The organism is Agrococcus sp. DT81.2, assembly GCF_049844935.1.
Lineage (GTDB): Bacteria > Actinomycetota > Actinomycetes > Actinomycetales > Microbacteriaceae > Agrococcus.
Genome location: NZ_JBNCLZ010000001.1, coordinates 66,144 through 87,432, shown reverse-complemented (window position 1 = coordinate 87,432; position 21,289 = coordinate 66,144). Strand labels below are relative to the sequence as shown.

The 21,289-nt window shown below is 72.9% G+C and carries 21 protein-coding genes and 1 pseudogene; 9 read left to right on the top strand and 13 right to left on the bottom strand.

What is annotated here, in order from left to right; genetic code table 11:
* The first annotated feature begins 5 nt into the window (after nucleotides 1-5).
* Together ACLQ21_RS00430 and ACLQ21_RS00425 are read left to right on the top strand one after the other, a co-directional pair.
* Nucleotides 6-2,573, top strand: coding sequence for an ATP-binding protein (locus ACLQ21_RS00430; RefSeq protein WP_425660356.1), 2,568 nt, complete (start codon nucleotides 6-8; stop codon nucleotides 2,571-2,573).
* Complete coding sequence (locus tag ACLQ21_RS00425) at nucleotides 2,570-3,430, top strand: hypothetical protein (RefSeq protein ID WP_425660354.1); 861 nt, start codon at nucleotides 2,570-2,572, stop codon at nucleotides 3,428-3,430. Before ACLQ21_RS00430 ends, ACLQ21_RS00425 begins: the two co-directional genes overlap by 4 nt.
* Nucleotides 3,431-3,434: 4 nt before the next feature.
* Here the strand turns inward: ACLQ21_RS00425 and ACLQ21_RS00420 are convergent, their stop codons facing one another.
* On the bottom strand, nucleotides 3,435-4,433 hold the full coding sequence (locus ACLQ21_RS00420; RefSeq protein ID WP_425660352.1) for an LLM class flavin-dependent oxidoreductase: 999 nt from the start codon (nucleotides 4,431-4,433) through the stop codon (nucleotides 3,435-3,437).
* Nucleotides 4,434-4,474: 41 nt separating this feature from the next.
* Nucleotides 4,475-5,653, bottom strand: a complete 1,179-nt coding sequence (locus ACLQ21_RS00415; protein WP_425660350.1) for an acetyl-CoA C-acyltransferase — start codon at nucleotides 5,651-5,653, stop codon at nucleotides 4,475-4,477.
* 190 nt (nucleotides 5,654-5,843) lie between these two features.
* On the opposite strand from ACLQ21_RS00415, the gene ACLQ21_RS00410 reads away from it, so the two are divergent.
* From ACLQ21_RS00410 to ACLQ21_RS00400, 3 genes are read left to right on the top strand one after another with little or no spacing between them, the layout of a single operon-like run.
* Nucleotides 5,844-6,584, top strand: a complete 741-nt coding sequence (locus ACLQ21_RS00410; protein ID WP_425660348.1) for an SDR family NAD(P)-dependent oxidoreductase — start codon at nucleotides 5,844-5,846, stop codon at nucleotides 6,582-6,584.
* 32 nt (nucleotides 6,585-6,616) lie between these two features.
* Nucleotides 6,617-7,030: an arsenate reductase ArsC gene (locus tag ACLQ21_RS00405; RefSeq protein ID WP_425660346.1), complete on the top strand. Its 414-nt coding sequence runs from the start codon at nucleotides 6,617-6,619 to the stop codon at nucleotides 7,028-7,030.
* Nucleotides 7,031-7,072: 42 nt separating this feature from the next.
* A complete protein-coding gene (locus tag ACLQ21_RS00400) occupies nucleotides 7,073-7,207 on the top strand; it encodes a hypothetical protein (RefSeq protein ID WP_425660344.1) in 135 nt (44 codons plus the stop codon).
* A gap of 60 nt (nucleotides 7,208-7,267) precedes the next feature.
* Here the strand turns inward: ACLQ21_RS00400 and ACLQ21_RS00395 are convergent, their stop codons facing one another.
* Nucleotides 7,268-7,864 (bottom strand): VOC family protein, encoded by a 597-nt coding sequence (locus ACLQ21_RS00395; RefSeq protein ID WP_425660343.1) that lies wholly within the window; start codon nucleotides 7,862-7,864, stop codon nucleotides 7,268-7,270.
* Nucleotides 7,865-7,976: 112 nt separating this feature from the next.
* Between ACLQ21_RS00395 and ACLQ21_RS00390 the strand changes: the two genes are divergently transcribed.
* On the top strand, nucleotides 7,977-8,231 hold the full coding sequence (locus ACLQ21_RS00390; protein ID WP_425660341.1) for a glutaredoxin domain-containing protein: 255 nt from the start codon (nucleotides 7,977-7,979) through the stop codon (nucleotides 8,229-8,231).
* Nucleotides 8,232-8,251: 20 nt separating this feature from the next.
* A complete protein-coding gene (locus tag ACLQ21_RS00385) occupies nucleotides 8,252-9,418 on the top strand; it encodes a PQQ-dependent sugar dehydrogenase (protein WP_425660339.1) in 1,167 nt (388 codons plus the stop codon).
* Nucleotides 9,419-9,422: 4 nt separating this feature from the next.
* Here ACLQ21_RS00385 and ACLQ21_RS00380 read toward each other — a convergent pair whose 3' ends face one another.
* Nucleotides 9,423-10,250, bottom strand: a complete 828-nt coding sequence (locus tag ACLQ21_RS00380) for an isocitrate lyase/PEP mutase family protein (RefSeq protein WP_425660337.1) — start codon at nucleotides 10,248-10,250, stop codon at nucleotides 9,423-9,425.
* A 123-nt stretch (nucleotides 10,251-10,373) separates the two neighbouring features.
* Between ACLQ21_RS00380 and ACLQ21_RS00375 the strand changes: the two genes are divergently transcribed.
* Nucleotides 10,374-11,564, top strand: a complete 1,191-nt coding sequence (locus tag ACLQ21_RS00375; protein ID WP_425660335.1) for a trans-sulfuration enzyme family protein — start codon at nucleotides 10,374-10,376, stop codon at nucleotides 11,562-11,564.
* On the opposite strand, the gene ACLQ21_RS00370 is transcribed toward ACLQ21_RS00375, so the two are convergent.
* A complete protein-coding gene (locus ACLQ21_RS00370; RefSeq protein ID WP_425660333.1) occupies nucleotides 11,561-12,400 on the bottom strand; it encodes an aldo/keto reductase in 840 nt (279 codons plus the stop codon). The two genes, ACLQ21_RS00375 and ACLQ21_RS00370, sit on opposite strands and share 4 nt — an antisense overlap.
* Between ACLQ21_RS00370 and ACLQ21_RS00365 the strand changes: the two are divergent.
* A pseudogene (locus ACLQ21_RS00365) lies at nucleotides 12,382-12,459 on the top strand (hypothetical protein); the annotation flags it as partial. The gene ACLQ21_RS00370 and the pseudogene ACLQ21_RS00365 overlap by 19 nt on opposite strands.
* A 24-nt stretch (nucleotides 12,460-12,483) precedes the next feature.
* Here ACLQ21_RS00365 and ACLQ21_RS00360 read toward each other — a convergent pair.
* The 8 genes from ACLQ21_RS00360 to ACLQ21_RS00325 form a co-directional block, all read right to left on the bottom strand.
* Complete coding sequence (locus ACLQ21_RS00360; protein WP_425660331.1) at nucleotides 12,484-13,410, bottom strand: S1C family serine protease; 927 nt, start codon at nucleotides 13,408-13,410, stop codon at nucleotides 12,484-12,486.
* 81 nt (nucleotides 13,411-13,491) lie between these two features.
* Nucleotides 13,492-15,219: a CocE/NonD family hydrolase gene (locus tag ACLQ21_RS00355; RefSeq protein WP_425660329.1), complete on the bottom strand. Its 1,728-nt coding sequence runs from the start codon at nucleotides 15,217-15,219 to the stop codon at nucleotides 13,492-13,494.
* A gap of 14 nt (nucleotides 15,220-15,233) precedes the next feature.
* Entirely contained in the window at nucleotides 15,234-16,163 is a 930-nt protein-coding gene (locus tag ACLQ21_RS00350) for an MBL fold metallo-hydrolase (protein WP_425660327.1), read from the bottom strand.
* Entirely contained in the window at nucleotides 16,160-17,080 is a 921-nt protein-coding gene (locus ACLQ21_RS00345) for an alpha/beta hydrolase (RefSeq protein WP_425660325.1), read from the bottom strand. Before ACLQ21_RS00345 ends, ACLQ21_RS00350 begins: the two co-directional genes overlap by 4 nt.
* 33 nt (nucleotides 17,081-17,113) lie before the next feature.
* A complete protein-coding gene (locus tag ACLQ21_RS00340; protein ID WP_425660323.1) occupies nucleotides 17,114-18,241 on the bottom strand; it encodes an FAD-dependent oxidoreductase in 1,128 nt (375 codons plus the stop codon).
* A 63-nt stretch (nucleotides 18,242-18,304) separates the two neighbouring features.
* The gene (locus ACLQ21_RS00335; protein WP_425660321.1) at nucleotides 18,305-19,270 is read right to left on the bottom strand and encodes a phosphotriesterase family protein; all 966 of its coding nucleotides are present in this window, start codon (nucleotides 19,268-19,270) and stop codon (nucleotides 18,305-18,307) included.
* Between the two features lies 1 nt (nucleotide 19,271).
* Nucleotides 19,272-20,258, bottom strand: coding sequence for a phosphotriesterase (locus ACLQ21_RS00330; RefSeq protein WP_425660319.1), 987 nt, complete (start codon nucleotides 20,256-20,258; stop codon nucleotides 19,272-19,274).
* A gap of 142 nt (nucleotides 20,259-20,400) precedes the next feature.
* On the bottom strand, nucleotides 20,401-21,144 hold the full coding sequence (locus tag ACLQ21_RS00325) for a GntR family transcriptional regulator (RefSeq protein WP_425660317.1): 744 nt from the start codon (nucleotides 21,142-21,144) through the stop codon (nucleotides 20,401-20,403).
* Nucleotides 21,145-21,289: the final 145 nt, after the last annotated feature.

The window sequence follows — 21,289 nt, the reverse complement described above, 5'->3', positions numbered from 1 at the left end:
CTGACATGGATGGGGCGGGCCCGCCGATCCGCACGCCCGACCAGCGCCTCCGCGTCTTCGTCAGCTCCACGCTGAGGGAGCTGGCAGAGGAGCGCAGGGCGGTCCGGTCGGCCATCGAGTCGCTGCAGCTCGCGCCCGTGATGTTCGAGCTGGGGTCGCGACCGCATCCGCCGCGCTCGCTCTACCGCGCGTACATGGCGCAGAGCGACGTCTTCGTCGGCATCTACGGCGAGCGGTACGGCTGGGTCGCGCCGGGCGAGTCGGCGTCGGGGCTCGAGGATGAGTACGCGCTCTCGGGCGAGCTGCCGTCGCTCATCTACGTCAAGGACCCGGCACCCGACCGCGAGCCGCGGCTCGAGGCGCTGCTCGACCGCATCCGCGCCGACGATCGCACCTCCTACCGCTCCTACCGCGACGCGGGCGAGCTCGCCGAGCTCGTGCGGCAGGACCTCGCGACGCTGCTCGCGGAGCGCTTCGACGCCGGCAGGGCTCGGGCGGGCGGGCCGATCGCGCCGGGCATCCCCGCTCCGTACAGCGCGATCGTCGGCCGCGACGCGGAACGCGATGCCCTGCTCGCCCTGCTGGCGCGGCCGGATGTGCGGATCGTCACGATCGTCGGCGACGGCGGCATCGGCAAGTCGAGGCTCGCGATCGAGGTGGCGGGCGCCGCGGCGGCCGCGGGCGGCGGCGTCGCGTTCGCGATGCTTGAGACCATCACCGTGCCGGAGCGCGTCATCACCGTCATCGCGCGGTCGCTCGGCGTGCGCGACACGGGCGACGCCCCGCTCGAGGAGAAGGTGATCGACGCGGTCGCCGGGCGCGACGTGCTGCTCGTCGTCGACAACGTCGAGCACGTGCTGGGCGCCGTGGGGCTGCTCGTGCGGCTCATCAGCGCCGCGCCGCGGCTCACGCTGCTCGTCACGAGCCGCTCGCCCCTGCGTGTGCGGGCGGAGCGGCTGTTCCCGCTCGGGCCTCTCGGGCTGCCGGCGCCCGGCGCAGGTCCTGAGGCGATCGCGGCCGCCCCCGCCGTGGCGCTCTTCGCCGAGCGCGCCGCCGCCGTGCACCCCGGCTTCCAGCTCGGCCTCGACAACGCCGCGACGGTCACGGAGATCTGCCGCCGGCTCGACGGCAGCCCGCTCGCGATCGAGCTCGCGGCGGCCCGGATGCTGTGGATGCCGGTCGACGAGCTGCTGCGGCGCCTTGAGTCGGCGCTCACGCTGCTCGTCGGCGGCGCGCGCGACCTGCCTGAGCGGCAGCAGGCGCTGCGCAGCACCATCCAGTGGAGCGTCGACCTGCTCCCGCCCGGCGCCGCCGCCGCGCTCACCGCGCTCGCGGTGCCGTCCGGTCCGTTCCTCGGCGCGACCGCCGAGGACGTGCTCGGCGCGGCGGGCATCGGCGACCCGGTCGCGGCCCTCACGGCCCTCGCCGAGGCGAGCCTCCTGCGGTCCGAGGACCGCCGCGGCACCCCGCTCCTCTCGCTCGCCTCGCTCGTGCGCGCCTTCGCCCGGGAGGCGCGCCCCGAGCTGCTCGACACCGCTCGCTCCGCCTGGATCGACCACTATCGGCGCGTCGCGGCGGCCGCCGCCCAGCCGCTCCGCGGCGGGGAGCAGCTCGCGACGCTGCAGCGGCTCGAGCTCGAGGCCGAGAACCTCGGCACCGTGGTGCGGCTGCTGCTCGACGACGGCAGGCTCGACGACGCCGCCGAGTACGTGTGGTCGTTGCACCTCTACCTGTGGATCGGTGGTCACCTCGGCCTCGTGCGCGAGTGGATGACCGAGCTGCTCGAGATCGCTGACCGCGAGTCGATCCCGCTCGCCGTCCGCACGCGCGCCATCGCGCTGTACCACACCCACACCGTCCGCTTCTGGCAGGAGCCCACCGCCGACGTCGTCCCCGGTATGCAGGCGGCGCGCGACCTGTTCGCCGAGGCCGGCGACCGGGGTGGCGCGGCGCTCGCCGACGTCTCGATCGGCCTCGGCCTGCTCACCCGGCCGGAGGGACCCGACGTAGCCGGCGCGATGGTCGTGCTCGAGCGGAGCCGTGCCGGCTTCCGCGAGGCCGGCGACGCCTGGGGCGAGGCGGCGATCTCGCTCGTGATGCTCGGGCGCATCGCCCTGGTGACCGGCGCGCTCGAGGAGGCCCGCGGCAGGTTCGAGGCGAGCCTCGAGCTCGCGTCGGCGCAGCACGAGCTGCTCGGCGTCGCCATCGCGCGCAACCACCGCGGTTGGGCGCGGCTGCTCTCGGGCGACGTCGCGGGCGCCGCGGACGACTTCGGCACGAGCCTCGACGAGTCGATCGCCCTCGGCCACGACGACGGCGTCGCCTACGGACTCGAGGGATTCGTCGGCGTCCGTGCGGCCGAGGGCGACGCGGACGCCGCGGGGCTGCTGCAGGGTGCCGCGCAGTCGCTCCGGCGACGGACGGGCCTCCTCAACCGCAGCGGCTTGGACTTCGCGACGCCCCTCGTCCAGCGCCTGCGCGACGCGGGCGCCGGCGACGCGCTCGATGCTGCGGCCGAGCGCGGCGCGGCCATGCCGCTCGCCGAGGTGCTCGAGCTCGTGCACGCGCCATGAGCACGGGCAGGCACCGCCGTCACCGCCCGGGCGACGACCGCCTGCTGACGGCGACGCGCTGGACGGCACTCGCGATCGTGCCGTTCCTCGTAATCGCCGTCGCGGTGCTCTTCGCCGCGCCTGACCGCAGCGGCGAGCTGTTCGCCTGGCCGATCAACCCGCCGATGTCGGCGTACCTGCTCGCCTCCGCCTACGTCGGCGGCATCGCCTACTTCGTCGCGGTGTGGCGCGAGCGGCGCTGGCACCGCGTGCGGCACGGGCTGCCCGCGGTGCTGGTCTTCGCGGGCGCGCTGCTCGTCATCACGCTGCTTCACTTCGGGCGGTTCTCGCAGAACCTGCCGTTCGCCGTCTGGCTCACGCTCTACGCGACGACGCCGATCGCGATGGTGGCGCTGCTCGTGCTGCAGGGCGGGGCGGATCCGCGCTCGCCCGATCCGGCGGACGTCACGATCCCCCGCTGGGCGCGGGTCGCGCTCGCGGTGATCGGGCTGTCGGCGCTCTGCGCGGGCGTCGCGGCGCTCGTGGCACCCGCGTGGGTCGCGGAGCTGTGGGCCTGGCAGCTCACGGAGCTCACGGCGCGCGCGACCGGCGCCGTGCTCACGCTCACGGGCGTCGTGAACCTCGCGATGCTGCGCGACGAGCGCTGGAGCGCGTTCCGCGTCCTGTTCGGCGCCCAGCTGCTGAGCCTCGCGGCGATCGCCGTCTCGCTCGTCGCCCGGCGCGACGACCTGCTGTGGGAGCGGCCGCTCACCGCGCCGTTCCTCGCCCTCGTCGCCGCCGCCGCGGTCGCCTACGGCGCGCTCGCGGTCTGGGCCGAGCGCCGACTGCGCACCATGCGGGTTGCGGCGTCAGGCTGACGCGTCAGGCGGGGGCGTCCTCGAGACCGCCGGCCGCCTGCAGCAGCTCGAGCGCACGCACCCGCTCGGCGGTCGTGCCGTGGACGGCCATGATGAGCTCGTCCGCGTCGGCCTCGAACTGGAAGCGGCGCAGGGTCGACACCGCCTCCTCGCCGGTGCCGAGCGCCGTGTTGCGCACCATCGCCGCGATCGGCGCGGCCTGCGGGCTTGCCGCGAGCGCGTCGAGCTCGTCGTCGCCGATCGTCTGGGCGATGGGGCTGTCGCGCAGCAGCAGGCCGCGGACGCGAGCCCGCACGACCTGCCGTTGCATCGTCATCGCCTCGTCGCGGCTCGGCGCCACGACGGCGTTGATGCCGGCGATCACGAACGGCGCGTCGAGCTGTGCGCTCGGCTCGAACCGCTCGCGGTAGACGGCGACGGCCTGGTGCAGCGCATCCGGGGCGAAGTGCGAGGCGAACGCGTACGGCAGGCCCAGCGCGGCCGCGAGCTGCGCGCCGAACAGCGACGAGCCGAGGATGACGAGCGGCACGTTCGTGCCGTGGCCGGGGACGGCGCGGATGCCGGGCACGGTCGGGGTGCCGGCGAGGTAGCCCTGCAGCTCGACGACATCCTCTGGGAAGCGCTCAGACGCACGGATGTCGCGGCGGAGCGCCGTCCACGTGCGCTGGTCCGTGCCGGGCGCACGACCGAGCCCGAGGTCGATGCGGCCCGGGTGCAGCTCGGCGAGCGTGCCGAACTGCTCGGCGATCACGAGCGGCGAGTGGTTCGGCAGCATGACGCCGCCGGCGCCGAGCCGGATGCTGGACGTGTGCGCCGCCACGTGCGCGATGAGCACGCTCGTGGCGCTCGACGCGATCGTCGCCATGTTGTGGTGCTCGGCGTACCAGACGCGCGCGAAGCCCAGCCTCTCAGCGGCCCTCGCGAGCTCGACGGAGCCGGCGAGGCTCGCGCCCGCCGTCTCTCCGGGGGCGATGGGGGCGAGGTCGAGCACAGACAGACGCATCCGCCCAGCCTATGCCGGGCGGATGCGCGCAGGCCGCTGCGTCAGATCGCCTCGAGCACCACCGCGGAGCCCTGGCCGCCGCCGCCGCAGATGCCGCTCGCGCCGATCGCGCCGCTGCCGAGCTGCTGCAGGCGCCGCGCGAGGTGGCCGACGATGCGAGCGCCGGACGCGCCGATCGGGTGGCCGAGCGAGACGGCGCCGCCGTTGGCGTTGACGATCTCGGGGTCGACGCCGAGCTGCCTCGTCGACGCGACGCCGACCGCGGCGAACGCCTCGTTGATCTCGACCGCCTGCAGGTCGCTCGTCGACTTCCCCGCGCGCTCGAGCGCCTGCTCGATCGCGTCGGCGGGCTGCGAGTGCAGCGACACGTTCGGTCCGGCGACGAAGCCGGTCGAGAGCACGCGAGCGAGACCGGCGATGCCGTGCTCGGCCGCATAGGCGCCGGACACGAGCACGACGGCGGCAGCGCCGTCGGTGATCTGCGAGGCGTTGCCCGCGGTGATCGATCCCTCGGGCGTGAACGCGGGGCGCAGCGCGGCGAGCGACTCGACCGTGGTCTCGGCGCGCACGCCGTCGTCGACGGCGACGGTGACGGTCTTCCTGCCGGCCTTCGCCTCGAACGGCACGATCTCGTCGTCGAGCGTCCCGTCGGCCTGTGCGCGCACGAGCTTGGCGTGGGAGGCGGCGGCGAACTCGTCCTGCTGCTCGCGCGTGATCTCGAACTCGGCGTTGTAGCCGTCGGTCGACTCCCCCATGGCGACGCGCTCGAACGCATCCGTCAGGCCGTCGAACTGCATCGTGTCGGTGAGCGAGAGCTGGCCGAACTTGGCGCCGGAGCGCATCGGGGCGGCGTGCGGCGCGAGCGTCATCGACTCCTGGCCGACCGCGACCACGACGTCGGCCTCGCCGAGCTGGATCATGCGGTGGCCCGTGACGATCGCCTCGGTGCCCGACAGGCACACCGCGTTGACGCCGAGCGCCGGCACGGTCATCGGGATGCCGGCGCCGACGGCCGTCTGGCGGGGCGGGTTCTGCCCGACGGCGGCCTGCAGCACCTGGCCGACGATCACGGCGTCGACCGCGGTGGGAGCGACGCCCGCCTTCTCGAGGGCGTGCTTCGCGGCGTGGGCGCCGAGCTCGGTCGAGGGCACCTGGGCGAGCTGCCCCAGGAACTTGGCGAACGGCGTGCGCGCGTATCCGGCGATGATCGTCTCGGGCATGGTGCTGCTCCTTCGCAGTTCGATGTCGCGCCCATGCTACCGGGCGATCACGCGCGTCGGGATGCGAACCTGACGAGCGGTTCACATCCGCGCAGGAATAGATCGTTCAGATTCGAAGTTCCCCTCAAGAGAGACCTGGCGCGAGACGCCACCCGATCGGCCCGGTCAGCCAACAGACGAAGGAGACACCATGAACAGGCTCACGGATCGCGTCGCACTCATCACCGGCGGCGCGAGCGGCATCGGCGCTGCGACCTCGAAGCGGCTCGCCAGCGAGGGCGCGAAGGTCGTCATCGGCGACCTGAACGATGTTCTCGCCGCCTCGGTCGTCGACGAGATCACCGCCGCCGGCGGCACCGCGACGGCCGTGCACCTCGACGTCACCGACCAGGCATCCTGGACCGCCGCGGTCGAGCACATCGTCGGTGCGCAGGGCGGCCTCGACATCCTCGTGAACAACGCCGGCATCGGCGACACGGTCTCGATCGAGGAATCGACCTGGGAGGAGTACAAGAAGGTCACCTCCGTGACCCAGGATTCCGTCTACCTCGGCATGAAGGCTGCGGGCGAGGCGCTGAAGGCCGGTGGTCACGGCTCGGTCATCAACATCTCGTCGATCTTCGGCATCACCGGCGGCTTCGGGGTCAGCATGGGCTACGCCGCCGCCAAGGGTGCCGTCCGCACCATCACGAAGGCGGTCGCGCTCGGCTGGGCCAAGCAGGGCGTGCGGGTGAACTCCGTGCACCCGGGCTTCATCGAGACGCCGATCCTGGGCGACACCGACCGCGATGCGCTGTCGACCGTGACGCCCATGGGCCGCGTCGGCAAGCCCGAGGAGATCGCAGCCGCGATCGCCTTCCTCGCCAGTGACGACGCCTCGTTCGTCACCGGAGCCGAGCTCGTCGTCGACGGCGGCTACGTCGCCAACTGACGTGTGATGGGCCGATGCGCCAGGATGGTCGCATGACCGACTCCCCCACCGCCCTGTTCGTCTGCGTGCACAACGCGGGCCGCTCCCAGATGGCCGCGGGGTTCCTGCGCGAGCTCTCCGGCGGCGCCGTCGAGGTGCGCTCCGCGGGCTCGATGCCCGCGGAGCGCATCAACCCGATCGCCGTCGAGGCGATGCGGGAGGTCGGCATCGACATCACGGCCGAGTCGCCGAAGGTGCTGACGACGGATGCGGTGCGCGACTCCGACGTGGTCATCACCATGGGGTGCGGGGACGCGTGCCCCGTCTTCCCCGGCAAGCGCTACGAGGACTGGGAGCTCGACGACCCCGCCGGTCAGGGCATCGACGCCGTGCGCCCGATCCGCGACGACATCGAGCGCCGCATCCGCGGGCTGCTCGACTCCCTCGGCGTCCAGCCCGTTCGCTGATTGCCGGAGTACAACGGAGGCACCGATGGAAGGAGACGCAGCATGAGCGACCAGCAGAGCCCCGACGAGCGCACCGTCGACCCCGAGGACCGCGACGCGCAGCCGCTCGACGAGCAGCAGGACCCCGAGACCCAGGAGGACACCGCCTCGGGCGGTGCACCGCAGCCGCCGGAGTGAGCTCCGCACGGTGATCGACGACGGAGGGCCGGGCTCGATGCCCGGCCCTCCGTCATGCGATCAGCGATCGGTGCGCTGCTCGTCCGAGGGCCACTGGTCGGCGGTGTTCTCGTGCCCCGCGGTGTCCGGGGTCTCGACGCCCTCCGAGTACCACTGCTGCGCGGCGTCCTGGTGGCCGCCTCCCGTGGGGGCACCGTCGGCGGTGTCGGCCACCGACGCCGAGCCGGTCGAGCCGGCAGACGCATCCGACGTCTCGCCCGCGATGTTCACCATCCACAGCACGCCCCAGCGGTCGGTGAGCATGCCGAAGGTGTCGCCCCACGGCGCCTGCACGAGCGGCTCCAGGATCCGAGCCCCGTCGCTCAGACCCTCCCAGTAGCGGGTGAGGGCGGCGGCGTCGTCGCCGGAGAGCGACACCTGCTGCGTGCCGGTGGGCTGCGGCATCGATGACGGCGTGTCCGCGCCCATGAGCGTGTGGCCGTCAGCGGTGGTCAGCTGCGCGTGCATGACGAGGTCCGCGTCGTCGGGGCCCTCGTCCATGCCGGACTCGCCGAAGGTGCTCACGACGAGGTCGCCGCCGAACACGCCGTGGTAGAAGTTCATCGCCTCGCGGGCCTGCCGGCCGAACGCGAGATAGGGATTGAGCAGGATTGCCATGGTGACTCCTCGTCCTGGACTGCGCCGTGCGGCCGCTCGGCCACGTGCGGCCAAGCATGGCGCAGCCGTGCGCGGGGCGCCAGACTTCGTCGGGTCGGTTAGCGTGGAGCGCATGACCGACGCAACGATCCAGGTGTACGGCGCCGACTGGTGCAGGGACTGCCGCCGCACGAAGCAGCAGCTCGACGGGCTCGCCGTGGACTTCGCCTACATCGACGTCGAGCACGACGACGCGGCCGCGGCACGCGCGCAGGAGATCGCCGGCCGCATGAACATCCCGGTGGTCGTCTTCCCCGACGGCACGCACCAGGTCGAGCCCTCGAACGCCGACGTCGAGGCGAAGCTGCGCGAGCTCAGCCTGCTCTGAGCCGCGCGGAGGGGCACGCCATGCGATCACCCGTTGCGATGGTCGCGATCGTCACCGCGGCGCTCGCCGCGACGGCGTGCACGCCCGCGGGACCTGCGACGCCCAGCGTCAGCACCGTCGCGAGCGCCACGCCCGTCGAATCGGGTGCGACCGCGCCGGACCGCTCCCCTGGCCCGTCGTCACCCGGCCCGTCGTCACCCGGCCCGTCGCTCCCGGCCCCGTCGTTCCCGGCCGGCTCGATCGACGCGCCTGCCGTCGTGGCGACCGGCCTCGACGCACCGTGGTCGATCGCGTTCACCGAGACCGGGGCGGCGATCGTGAGCGAGCGCGACACCGCCATGATCGTCGAGCTCGTCGACGGCGAGGCGGTGCCGATCGCGCAGATCGCGGGCGTCGCGCACGGCGGCGAGGGCGGGCTGCTCGGGATCGCGGTCGGCGACGGCCACCTCTACGCCGCGATCACGACCGCCGACGACAACCGAGTGGTCCGCGTGCCGCTCTCGGGCGAGCCGGGAGCGCTCGTGCTCGGCCAGCCCCAGACGGTGGTCGAGGGGCTCCCCGCGGCGGGCAACCACAACGGCGGCCGCCTCGGCTTCGGCCCGGACGGCATGCTCTACGTCACGACGGGCGACGCCGGCCGGCCGGGCACGGCCCAGGACCCCGCGAGCCTCGCCGGCAAGATCCTGCGGCTCGAGCCCGACGGCGGGATCCCCGCCGACAACCCGTTCCCCGGCTCCCCGGTCTACTCGCTCGGCCACCGCAACCCGCAGGGCATCGCGTGGGCCGGCGACGGCACGCTCTGGGCGACCGAGTTCGGCCAGAACACCTGGGACGAGCTCAACCGCATCGAGCCGGGCGGCAACTACGGCTGGCCGATCGTCGAGGGCGCGGCCGGCGACCCCCGCTTCGCCGACCCCGTGCAGCAGTGGTCGCCGGGCGAGGCGAGCCCGAGCGGCATGGCGCACACCGACGGGCGGCTGTGGATCGCGAACCTGCGCGGCCGGTCGCTGCGGGAGGTCGACCTCGCCTCGCCCGGCGAGTCGACCGTGCACTGGCTCGCGGAGCACGGGCGGATGCGCGACGTCGTCGTGGCACCGGACGGGGCGCTCTGGGCACTGACGAACAACACCGACGGCCGCGGCGATCCCGTCGAGGGCGACGACCGCATCCTCGCGTTCCGGCCGTAGCGCGTCAGTCGGCGCTCAGCATCCCCTCGACGTCGGGCAGGCGCTGGAAGCCGCCGAACGTGCCAGCCGTGGCGATCTCGTCGGCCACGCCGAGCCATCCGGCCCACGCCGCGCGCGCGAGCGTGCCGCCGACGCTGATGCGCCGCACGCCGATGCTCGCGGCCTCGGCGACGGTGATGAAGGGCGCGTTGACGAGCAGGTTCACCGGCTTGGGCGCGACCGCATCGACGATCGCGACGACCTCGGCGAGCGTGCCGATGCGTGGGGCGTAGAGGCAGTCGGCACCCGCGTCGGCGTAGGCGCGCAGCCGCCGGATCGTCTCGTCGAGGTCGGGACGACCGACGACGAAGCCCTCGGAGCGAGCGGTGAGCACGACCCCGGTGCCGCTCGCATCGATCGCGGCGCGCGCGGCCGCGACGCGGTCGACGGCGAGCGCCATGTCGTGCAGCGGCCGCCCCGGGTCGCCGGTGGAGTCCTCGATCGACAAGCCGGCGACACCGGTCGCGGTGGCGGCCAGCACATTCGTGCGCACCCCCTCGGGGTCGACGGCGAAGCCGCCCTGGAAGTCGGCGTTGACCGGCACCGCGACGGCTCCCGCAATGGCGCGCAGGTGGGCGAGCGCGTCCTCGAGCGCCACCGCCGCGTCCGACAGGCCCATCGACCACGCGAAACCCGCGCTGGTCGTGGCGAGCGCTGGGAACCCCATGCGCTCGAGGGTGACGGCGCTGCCGAGGTCCCATGGGTTGGGCATCACGAAGATGCCGGCCGCATGCAGCCGGTGGAACGCCGCCGCCTTCGTTGCCGTCAGCGCCTGCTGCTCGTCGCCTTCCATCGCGGTGCACCCCTCTCGATCGCACCGTAGGACCGCGGATGCGCCGCCACAAGGCCCGTTCACGCCGCGCACGCGCGCGCGGCGCGCTGGCCAAAGGCTCGGATATGCGGCAGGGTCGGATCCATGATCACGAGCAATGACGCTCGCCTCGGCCTCGACTCGCTCGCGGTCCACGCGGGCAGGGACGACCTCTCGGCCCTTGGCGCGCACGCCGCCCCCATCGACCTCTCCTCGACCTACGCGCTGCCCGGCGTCGACGCGGGCGGCGACGCGTACGAGCGCCTCGCGACCGGCGGCGACGTCGGCGAAGGCTCCGCCGTCTACCAGCGGCTGTGGAACCCGACGGTCGCGCGGTTCGAGCGGGCGCTCGCCCAGCTCGAGGGCGCCGAGGACGCGGTCGCGTTCGCCTCGGGCATGGCGACGACCACGGCGGTCCTGACCGCGGCGCGCCAGCGGCGCGGCGCGCACGTCGTGGCGGTGCGGCCGCTCTACGGCGGCACCGACCACCTGCTCGCGAGCGGACTGCTCGGCACCGAGACCACCTTCGTCGACACGGTCGATCAGGTCGCCGCCGCCGTGCGCGCCGACACCGGGCTCGTCATGGCCGAGAGCCCCGGCAACCCCACGCTCGAGCTCATCGACCTCGACGCGCTCGTCGCGGCGGCGGGTGACGCGCCCGTGCTGATCGACAGCACGTTCGCGACGCCCGTGCTGCAGCGGCCGCTCGACCACGGCGTCGCGCTCTCGCTCCACTCGGCGACGAAGTACATCGGCGGCCACGGCGACGTGCTCGGCGGGGTCGTCGCCTGCAGCGCCGACTGGGCCAGGGCCATCCGACCGGTGCGCGCCATCACGGGTGCGATCGCGCATCCGCTGAGCGCCTACCTCATGCACCGCGGGCTGCAGACGCTGCCGCTGCGGGTGCGCGCGCAGCAGGCGAGCGCCCAGCTGGTCGCGGAGGCCGCGACCGCGATGCCGGGCGTGCGCGCCGTGCGCTACCCCGGCCTCGACGGATGCGACCCGCAGGGACTCGTCGGGCCCGGCCGGCAGATGTCGGGGCCGGGCTCCGTGCTCGCGCTCGACGTCGGCTCGTACGCCGTCGCCGCGGCGGTCGCGGCCGGCGTGCGGCTGTTCACGCACGCCGTCTCGCTCGGCAGCGTCGACTCGCTCATCCAGCACCCCGCGTCGCTCACGCACCGGCCCGTCGCGCACGAGGCCAAGCCGCACGCCGGCGTGCTGCGCCTCTCGATCGGGCTCGAGGACGCCGACGACCTGATCGCCGACCTGCGGCAAGCCCTCGAGGCGGCCGCCTAGAACTCCTCGTAGACCGCCGGGTCCTGGTCGCCGAGCCGGCCGTCGGGGCGGCCGAAGGCCGTGATGGCGGCGATCTCGTCGTCGCTGAGGGCGACGTCGATCGCACCGAGGTTCTCGCGCCGGCGCGCCTCGGAGGCCGCCTTCGGCAGCGGCACGGCGCCGCGCGCGATCGCCCAGGCGAGCGCCACCTGGCCGGCCGTGGCGTCGTGCGCCGCGGCGATCTCGACGATCTCCGGCTGCTCGAGCAGGTCGTTGCCGCGCCCGAGCGGGCTCCACGCCTGCGTGATGATGCCGTGCTCGCGGTCGTACGCGAGCTGCTCCTCCTGCGGGAAGTACGGGTGCAGCTCGATCTGGTTGACCTCTGGCAGCACGCCCGTCTCGGCCTGCAGCCGGTCGAGGTGCTCCGGGAGGAAGTTGCACACGCCGATCGCGCCGACGAGGCCGCGCTCCCTCGCCTCGATGAGGGCGCCCCACGCCTCGACGTACTTGCCGACCTTGGGGTTCGGCCAGTGGATGAGGTACAGGTCGATGCGCTCGAGGCCCGTGCGCGCCACGCTCTCCTCGATCGTCACGATCGCGGCGTCGCGCTCGTGGTGCCTGCCCGGCAGCTTCGAGGTGACGATGAGCTCGTCGCGGGCGACCCCGTGGCCGGTCGCGCGGACCGCGGCCCCGACGCTCCCCTCGTTCTCGTAGTTGAAGGCCGAGTCGAGCAGCCGGTAGCCGGCGGCGATGGCGTGCTCGGTCGCTGCGGTGCCGGCGCGGCCCTTGAGCTTGTAGGTGCCGAAGCCGAGCACCGGGAGGGTGAGGCCGTCGTGGGCTGTCGTGGTGGGGATCATGGACGCTCCTTCCACCGGCAACGCTACGGGGTGCCGATCTACGGGGTGCCGATCTACGGGGTGCCGATCTACGGGGTGCCGATCTACGGAGTGTCGACGAGCTCGCGCGGCACGACGAACATGTCGACGAGCGCGCCGTTGCGCCAGACCGTCATCTCGACCTGCCGGTCGATCGCGTCCTCGACCATGAGCCGCTGGATGGACGTCGAGGTGACGACGTCGTTGCCGTCGAGCGTCACGACCACGTCGCCGCGATGCACGCCGGCGAGCTCCGCGGGGCTGCCCGGCGCGACGCCCGCGACCTGCAGGCCGCTCGGCGAGCCGACCCGCGCCGCGAGCTCGGGCGCGAGCTGCACGCGGGCGCCCACGATGCCGAGCCAGGCCCGGCGGACCCGGCCGGTGCGCACGAGCGTCGCGATGATCGCGCGGGTCGCGCGATTGATGGGCACGGCGAGCCCGAGCCCGACGCCCGCGACCGCCGTGTTGACGCCCACCATCCGGCCGGAGCCATCGGCGAGCACGCCGCCGGAGCTGCCCGGGTTGAGCGCGGCATCCGTCTGGATCACCTCGTCGATCACCCGTCCCGACGCGGTCGGCAGCGAGCGGCCGAGGTTCGAGACGATGCCCGCGGTCACGCTGCCGGCGAGCCCCATCGGGTTGCCGAGCGCCACCACGAGCTGCCCCACGCGCAGGCCCGCGGCATCGCCGAGCGGCACGGGCGGCGGTACGACACCGTGCGCGCGGAGCACGGCGAGGTCGGACAGGACGTCGCGACCGACCACCTCGACCTCGACCTCGGTGCCGTCCACGAACGTCGCCTGGGCCGATCGCGCTCCCGCGACGACGTGAGCGCTCGTCAGCAGCACCCCGTCGTCGGCGATGACGCTCGCGCTCCCCGCACCGACCGCGCGCGACGATCGCACGGCGAGGCTCGCGACGCTCGGCAGCACCGTGCTCGCCACTGACGAGACGACGGCGGAGTAGGCGTCGAGGGGCTCCTCGCTGCTCATACCGAGATCATGACCCTCCGCACGGCCGAGCGGGCCCCGGTTCGCCGGGGGCGCAACCGGGGCGGACCGGCGGCATCCGCCTCAGCCGGTCATGCCCGTCGTGAACGGCAGCAGCAGGCGGGAGGGATGCGTCGCATCCCGGTGGACCTTGTGGGTCACGGCCCGGCCCACGGGGAGGTGGAACGCGTCGGGCGGCAGCAGGGCGTTGTGCTCGTCGGCGAGCGGCTCGGCGTTCGAGAGCTCGGCGACCAGGCGGTGCCCGGGCAGGAACGTGGCCGCGAACGGATAGAGGCGCAGCACGTACTCCTCGATCGCGCCGGGCTCGACCGGCACGGCGCGCGTGTGCGGGTGCACGGGGCTGCCCGTCTCGCTGCGCTCCTCGTCGAGCTCGCGGTGCGAGGCCTTGAGGTAGCCCGTCGTGACGAGCTGCCGCTTGCCGCCCGGCGCCTCGTCCCACACGCGCATGATGAGGTTCGTGTCGGGCTGGTCGATCTCGACGAACAGGTGCGCCGCGCCCGTGCCGATCATCTCGGTCGGCTCGGTGAACGGCGCGGTGCGCCAGTCGATGATCTCGACCCGGTCGGTGACGGTGAGCGGCGCCTGGTAGAAGCCGTCCGGCGGCACGTGCTCGCCGCCCATCCGCTCCGGCTCGGCCGACAGGGCGCGACGGGGACGCAAGTAGAGCGGGCGGTGCTCGACCGGCTTCGGCGGCCACGTGTCGGCGGTCACGGTCTCGCGCGAGCCCTCCACGAACACGCTCACCGCTGGCTCGTCCATCACGCCGTTGTCGATGCCCTTGATCCAGTAGTCGTACCAGCGGAACATCTTGTCGTGCTCCTCGATGAAGGGGCGCGACTGCATGGGCGGGTACGGGCCGATGTCGAGCTTCTTCGGGCCCTTGAGCGCGTGGAAGGCCTCGATCGTGCCGTCGAGCGTCCAGCCGCGGCCCTGGTCGAGCTGCAGCCAGACCGGGATGTCGATCTGCGGCGCGAGCGTGATCGGGTTCCGCTCCTCGTACCACTCGCCGTCGACCTCGTTCATCACGATGTCGAACCAGGCCTCGTGGTTCTGGGGGTAGTGGAGCACGTGCACGAGGTTCGGCCAGGCCGCGACGTCCGGGTCCTGCAGCCGGGCCGCGACCTTCTCCTTGATCTCCTCCGGCGAGTGCGTCTCGAGCATCCGCGACTTGACGCGGTCGGTGAACGCCCAGCCCGAATCTCCGCCGCGGCCCTCGCGGGCGGCGCGCGGCATGAACCACATCACGCCGCCGTGGTAGGTCGTCTCGTAGAAGTCGTAGTGCCCGCCGGAGACGAAGATGGCCTTGAGGCTCGGCGGCCGCTCGGCGGCGGCCAGCAGCTGCATCGAGCCGAAGTACGAGATGCCGATCATGCCGACGTTGCCGTCGCACCACGGCTGCGCGGCGACCCACTCGATGAAGTCGTACGCGTCCTGGCCGAGCGGGACGCCGCCGGCGTTGTAGTTGCCGATGTGCTCGCCCTCGGAGGCGCCGGAGCCGCGCAGGTCGCCGATGACGTGGACGTAGTCCTCCTCGACGACGCGCGCGATGTCGCCGGCCTCGATGCAGCCGTCCCACATGGGGCTCGGGCGGCGCTGCGGCGGCGTGGTGAGCGCGAGCGCCTGCAGCTCCTTGCCGTAGGGGCTGAGCGCGACCAGCGCGGGCCGCGGCTTGTCGTCGATGCCCTGGTAGGCGTCGGCGGCGAGCTCGATGCCGTCGCGCATGGGCACGCGCAGGTCCTTGCGGACGGCGATCGTCTGCGCGCCCGCCTGGATGGTCTGGAAGTCGGCCATGCGTGTGCTCCTGATCAGGCGTGGTGCTGCCGGCGGTAGCCGTGCATCGAGGTGAAGAAGGGTGACGGCTCGAGCGTCGGGTCGCCCGCGTAGCCGAGGGCCTCGGCGACCGGCTCGAACGGCGAGTACGGCGAGTCGGTGTCGCGGAGGCCGTGCTCGAGGCACGCGTGCGCGGCGGCGCCGACGCGAGCCTCGATGTCGAGGCTCTGCTGCAGCGCGGCGCGCGCCTGCTCGCGATCGAGCACGACGCCGTGCGACTCGCCGGAGGCCGTGCGGTACGGGTGGCCGAGGTGGAGCCGCTCGGGGCGGATGCCGTCGCGCAGCCTGACGAGGCTGTCGCGGTAGGCGCTCGGGTCGGTGAAGCCGGGGAAGCCGTTCGCCGCCCCGTGGATCTGCACGGCATCCCCGACGAAGACGTCGCCCTGGCCGTCGATCTCGAACGCGACCGAGCCGGGCGTGTGGCCGGGGATGGCGTGCACGCGGACCGTCACGTCGCCGCCGAGCGACAGCGTCTCGCCGCCGGAGACGAGCACGGTCGGCTCGAGCTCGCCAGCGATGACGGCCTGGGCGGATGCGCTCTGCTTCGCCTCGCCGTCGGGGTCGCCGAGGTAGCGGCCGCGGCCGTCGAGGTACTCCTCGACGTGGGCGCGACGGGAGCGCAGCATCGGCGCATCCGCCTCGTGGATCACGATCTCCGCCTTGCGGCCCGTGCGCTCCCACAGCGCGTGGGCGCCTCCGACGTGGTCGATGTGCCCGTGCGTGAGCAGGATCCAGCGCACGTCCTCGATCCTGCGGCCGAGCGCTCCGAGCGCGGGCGCGAGGCCCTCGGCCGGAGAGGAGGCGATGCCGGTGTCGACGATCGCGAGCTCGGGCGCGTCGATGAGGAAGCTGTAGAGGTGGAAGCGGCCCCAGGGGCTCGCGAGCGGGTGGACGGCGACGGTCACGCGGTGCCGCCGCGCAGGAACTCGGCAGTCTCGACGTAGGCGCGGTGGTACTCGGGCAGCCAGCCGAAGTGCTGCACGAAGCCGTGCCCGGCACCGTCGTAGCGGCTGACCGTCGTCGGCACGCCGGCCGCCCGGAGTCGCTCGCCGTATCGCTCGCTTTCGTCGCGCAGCGGGTCGTGCTCGGCGGTGAGGATGAGTGCGGGCGGCAGGCCCGAGAGGTCGTCGCGCTTGATGGGCGACACGCGCGGGTCGGCCGGGTCGGCACCGCTGTCGAGGTAGAACGCGTTGAAGGGTCGCAGCCCTGCCGTCTCCATCCCGTAGCCGACGGCGTTCTCGCGGAGCGAGGGATAGCGGTCCTCGTCGAAGTCGAGGTCGAGCGACGGGTAGTACAGCACCTGGTGGGTGACCCGGTCGAAGCCCTCGTCGTGCAGCTGGGCGACCGCCGCCGCGACGAACGTGCCGCCCGACGAGTCGCCGACGAGCGCGAGCGTGCCGAGCCGTCCCGGCTCCTGGCCGAGCTCGTCGCCGTGCTCGTCCACCCATCGCACCGTCGTCAGCACGTCGTCGAGGCCGGCGGGGAACGCCGCCTCGGGCGCGCGGCGGTAGCCGACCGACACGACGGTCATGCCGGTCTCGACGGCGAGCGAGCGGGCGACGTGGTCGTGCGTGTCGAGGCTGCCGAGGAAGAACGCGCCGCCGTGCACGTAGACGAGGACGCCGGGCTCGGCGCCGTCCCGGTAGACGCGCACCGGCACGCCGTCCGCTGCGTCGTCGCGCACCTCGGCGACCGGGATGCGGTCGGCGAGGGGCGGCACCTGGGCCTCCTCCTGGGCGCGCATCGCGGCGGGGTCGAGCGGACCCGGCTCGGGCGCGGGGAATCCGGCGAGGATCTCGGCGATCTTCGGGTGCAGTGCCATGGCGTCGGTCTCCTTCGTCTCAGCAGACCGGTCTCAGCGCGTCGCTGCCTGCTGCGATTCGGGTCGCTGGCCAGGGAAGACCTCGCTCAGCTCGTCCTCCGACCAGCCCTGGCGCGAGATCGCCTGCAGCTTGTCGGTCTCGGGCTTGCGCCGCGACTGGTAGAGCGCGAGCGCCTCCTTGACCGAGCCGGCGTCCTGCAGCGCGTCGGCGATGGCGCCGGCGTCCATGATCGCGGAGTTCGCGCCCTGCCCCTGGTGGTGCAGCATGGCGTGCGCCGCGTCGCCCAGCAGCACGACGGCATCCGTGTGCCACTGCTCGACGGGGTCGATGTCGTAGCAGGCGCGGTTCACGAGCGCGTCCATGTCGAGCTCCTCGGTGATGCGCACGATGCGCTCGTCGAAGCCCTGGACGGTCGCGACGAGCTCGTCGCGCGTGATGGTGGGGGCCCATGCGCTGTCGTGGTGCAGGGTCGTGATGTCGAACGACACCTGGCCGCGGTGACGCAGCGGCAGGAAGTAGACCTTGGTGCCGTGGCCGATGTACATGCGGAGGTTGTCGTCGGCGACGAGGCCGTGCGCGGCGTCGGCGTCGATCACGATGCGGTACGCGTGCTCGCCGGCGAAGACGGGCTGCGCGTCGGTGAACAGCTGCTCGCGGATGGCCGACTTGATGCCGTCGGCGGCGATCACGAGGTCGGCCGTGACCGTCGCGCCGTCCGTGAAGGTGAGCGTCGCGTGGTCGCCCCGATCCTCGATGCCGGTGACCTTGCGGCCCACCTGCAGCACGCCCTCGGGCAGCGCCGCGACGAGCGTCTCGATGAAGTCGCCGCGGTGGACGAGGTGCGTCTTGGTGGGCACGTCGAAGTCGTCGATGCCGGGCCACTCCTCCTTCATGATGACGTGGCCCTCGCCGGTGAGGATCTCGAAGGCGTCGCTCGCCGACGTCGCCGCGGCGATCGCGTCGAACATGCCCCAGCGGCGGAAGCGGTCGACGGTGGCCGGCCGCAGGCCGATGCCGGCGCCGACCTCGCGGATCTCCCGCGCCTGCTCGTAGACGGTGACGTTCACGCCCAGCAGGCTGAGCGCCTTCGCCGCGGCAGCGCCGCCGTAGCCGGCGCCCACGATCGCGACGGTGAGGTTCTTGAGGTCCGAGGGCTGCATCGTTGCTTCTCTCTTGGGGGCGCTGACGCGCCGGTTCTGGGTGGGATGTGTCGGTGCGGCCGGTCAGACCGAAAGGGTGAGGAACTCAGCCGGGTTGGTCACGAAGATCTGCTCGATCGTCGCCTCCTCGACGCCGGCTGCGCGAAGGTCGGGCAGCAGCTGGTGGAAGAGGTAGTTCACCGTGTGGCCCTTGACGCCCGGCCAGCCGAGCGGGCTGCAGTTGGCGTCGGCCGACGCGAGCGCCTGACCGAGGAAGCCGCGCTCAGCGGTGTGGCCGATGAAGCGCAGGAAGTGGTCGAGCCGGTCCTGCCGCGGGCGCGCCCAGAAGGGCGGGTCGGGCAGCTCGGTCTCGTAGCCGAAGGTGTCGAAGCCGATGCGGCCGCCCTGCTCGGCGATCCACGTGTCGCGCGTCTTGTCGAAGTTGACGCCGTCGTCGACGTGGCCGAACAGCACGCGGTCGAGCGGAAGGCCCTCCTCCTCGAAGATCGCGATGGCGTTCTCGGCGTCGATCGCGAGGTGGGTCAGCAGCGGCGCGCCCGCACGCAGCGACGCGCGCGCGGCGGCGCGGTAGATGCGCTTGTCGAGGTCGGTCATGCGACCGCCTCGGCTGACGCCCACCTTGATGACCCCGGCCTTCGCGCCCGTGCCGTCGATGCCGACCGTGATCTCGTGCACGAACTGCTCGGTGAGGTACTCGACGCTCGCGCGCTCGAAGAACGGCAGGGCGGTGTCGCCGCCGACGAAGCCGGTGCAGGCGACGATGTGCACGCCGGTCTTGGCCGACAGCGAGCGGTAGTAGTCGACGTCGCGGCCGTTGCAGATGCCCGTCGCGTCGACGAAGGTCTGGCCGCCGAGCTCGCGGAACTCGCGCAGCTTGGGCACGGTCTCGTCGTACCGCTCCTCGGGGGTCTTCCACCACTTCGAGTCGAGCTCGGAGCCCGGCATGCCGTAGCCGATGTGCTCGTGCACGGCGACGAAGCCGAGCTCCTCGGCCGGGATCGCCCCGAGGACGGTGTTCACTCGCGACATTTCAGCTCCTCAGGGCGAGCAGGACGCTCGGGTTGACGGTCAGGATGCGTCGGATGACGTCGTCGGCGACGCCGAGGCCTGCGAGCAGGGGCACGAAGTCGGTGAGGACTCGGCTGAAGGCGATCGCCTCCGCGGCCGCCGCCTCGTCGGGGTCGTGACCCTTGGCGACGCCGATGGCGCCCGTGGACAGCAGGATGCGATCGGCGTGGCCGGCCTCCACGAGCTCCGCGATCACGCGCGCGCGCTGGGCGTCGGTGATGAGCTCTGCGCCCTCGAGGCCGATGCTGTCGATGCCGACGCTCGCGCCCCGCTCGGCCACGGCGATGTGCGCTCCGGCGCGCACCGCATCAGCACGGTCGAGGCCCGCGACGACCACGCGGTCCGCGCTCAGGCCCTCGCCCAGGACGATCTTCAGGTCCTGCATCGCGTCGGCGCCGAAGCGCAGCGACATGGGGATGCCGGTCGCGATGGCCGTGCGAGCGGCGCCCCGGAGCAGGCTCTCGTCGGTCGCTGTCGCACCTGTGCGGGCCGCGGCGGTCGCGACGAGCCCCGCGGGGGCGCGGCGCTCGAGGCGCGGCACGACGCAGCCGTCGGCGACCTCCTGCGAGAAGAGCTCGGCGAAGCGCTCTGCGGGCCAGGGGGTCGGCGGGTTCGTCTGCGGCGTGAGGAAGTAGCCGCCGAGCATGGCTTCGGGGCCATGGCCGGTCGAGACGACGATGTGCACCCCGGTGGTGCGCGAGAGCGCCTCGTACAGCGTGAGGTCGCGGCCGTGGAACATGCCGCTGCTGTCGACGATCGTGCCGCCACCGGCGTCGCGGAAGTCGCGCAGCCGCTCGGCGAGCGTCTCGAAGATCTCGGCGCGGTCGATGACGACGTCGAAGGCGAACTGCGCACCGGGGAAGACCGACAGCAGTGCTTCGTGGACCGAGGTCACGCCGAGCCGATCGGCGTCCACCGGACCGAGGACGGTGTTGACGATGCCTGTCACGTGGGAAGCCTCTCCATCGAGTTCCGATCGTCGCGGTGCGGCCGATCCGGGGACATCCTGACACTTGCTTTACACGGTGTCAAGTGAATGTCAATGTTGTCATATCAATGCCTGCGTGGGCGGACCGACGCGCTGCGGCGTGCTACGGCGTGGTGTGGAAGCGGAACGAGAACTCGTTCGCGCGATGCAGCGCGGTGCGGTACGCCGTGCCAACCCCGCCGGTGGTGAAGAACGTCGTGTCGATCACGAGCAGCGGACTGCTCGGCTGCACGTCGAGCAGCGCAGCTTGCTCGGCCGTCGCGGCGGTCGCCCGAGCCTCGTGCTCGGAGCGCTCGATGCGGATGCCGTACTGCCGCTCCAGCAGGTCGAGGGCGGAGCTGCCGTTGTCGAGATCGGCTGCGGACGGGTCGAAACCGTCCGGGGTGCGGATGTAGAGCGTGTTGTGCGAGAGCGGCTCGCCCTTGACCGAGATCGTCCGCGTGAAGTGCAGCACCGTCTCCTCGACTCCGATGCCGAGCCGACGCGACACCTCGCGAGGCGGGACCACGCGCTCCACGGTCTCGACCCGCGAGGTCGGCTCGAGGCCCTGCTCGAGCAGGTAGCGGTAGAGGTCGCCGGGCCTGACGTCGGCCGGGCGCTCGATCCGCGCTCCGACGAGCGGGAAGGTGCCCTTGCCCTGCCGCCGATAGATGTGACCGCTGTTGACCAGGTCGCTGAGCGCCTGACGGATGGGAGCTCGGCTCACGCCGAAGCGGTCCAGCAGTTGCGCCTCGGTCATGGCGACCTCGCCGTCGACCTTGCCCTCGACGATCTCGGTGCGCAGGATGTCGCGGATCTGGCGGTACAGCGGCACCCCGGACGACGTGTCCAGCTCTCTGATCGTCATGATCCTCCGGTCCTCTCCGATGATCGCGGCCGCGGCCTGCAGTCGAGTGAAGCACGGCGCGGCGGGGGGGCCCCGGCGGCCCCCCGGGCCCCCCGCACCCCCCGGGGGGGTTAAACAACAAGCCGGGGGGACGGCGCAGAGGCCG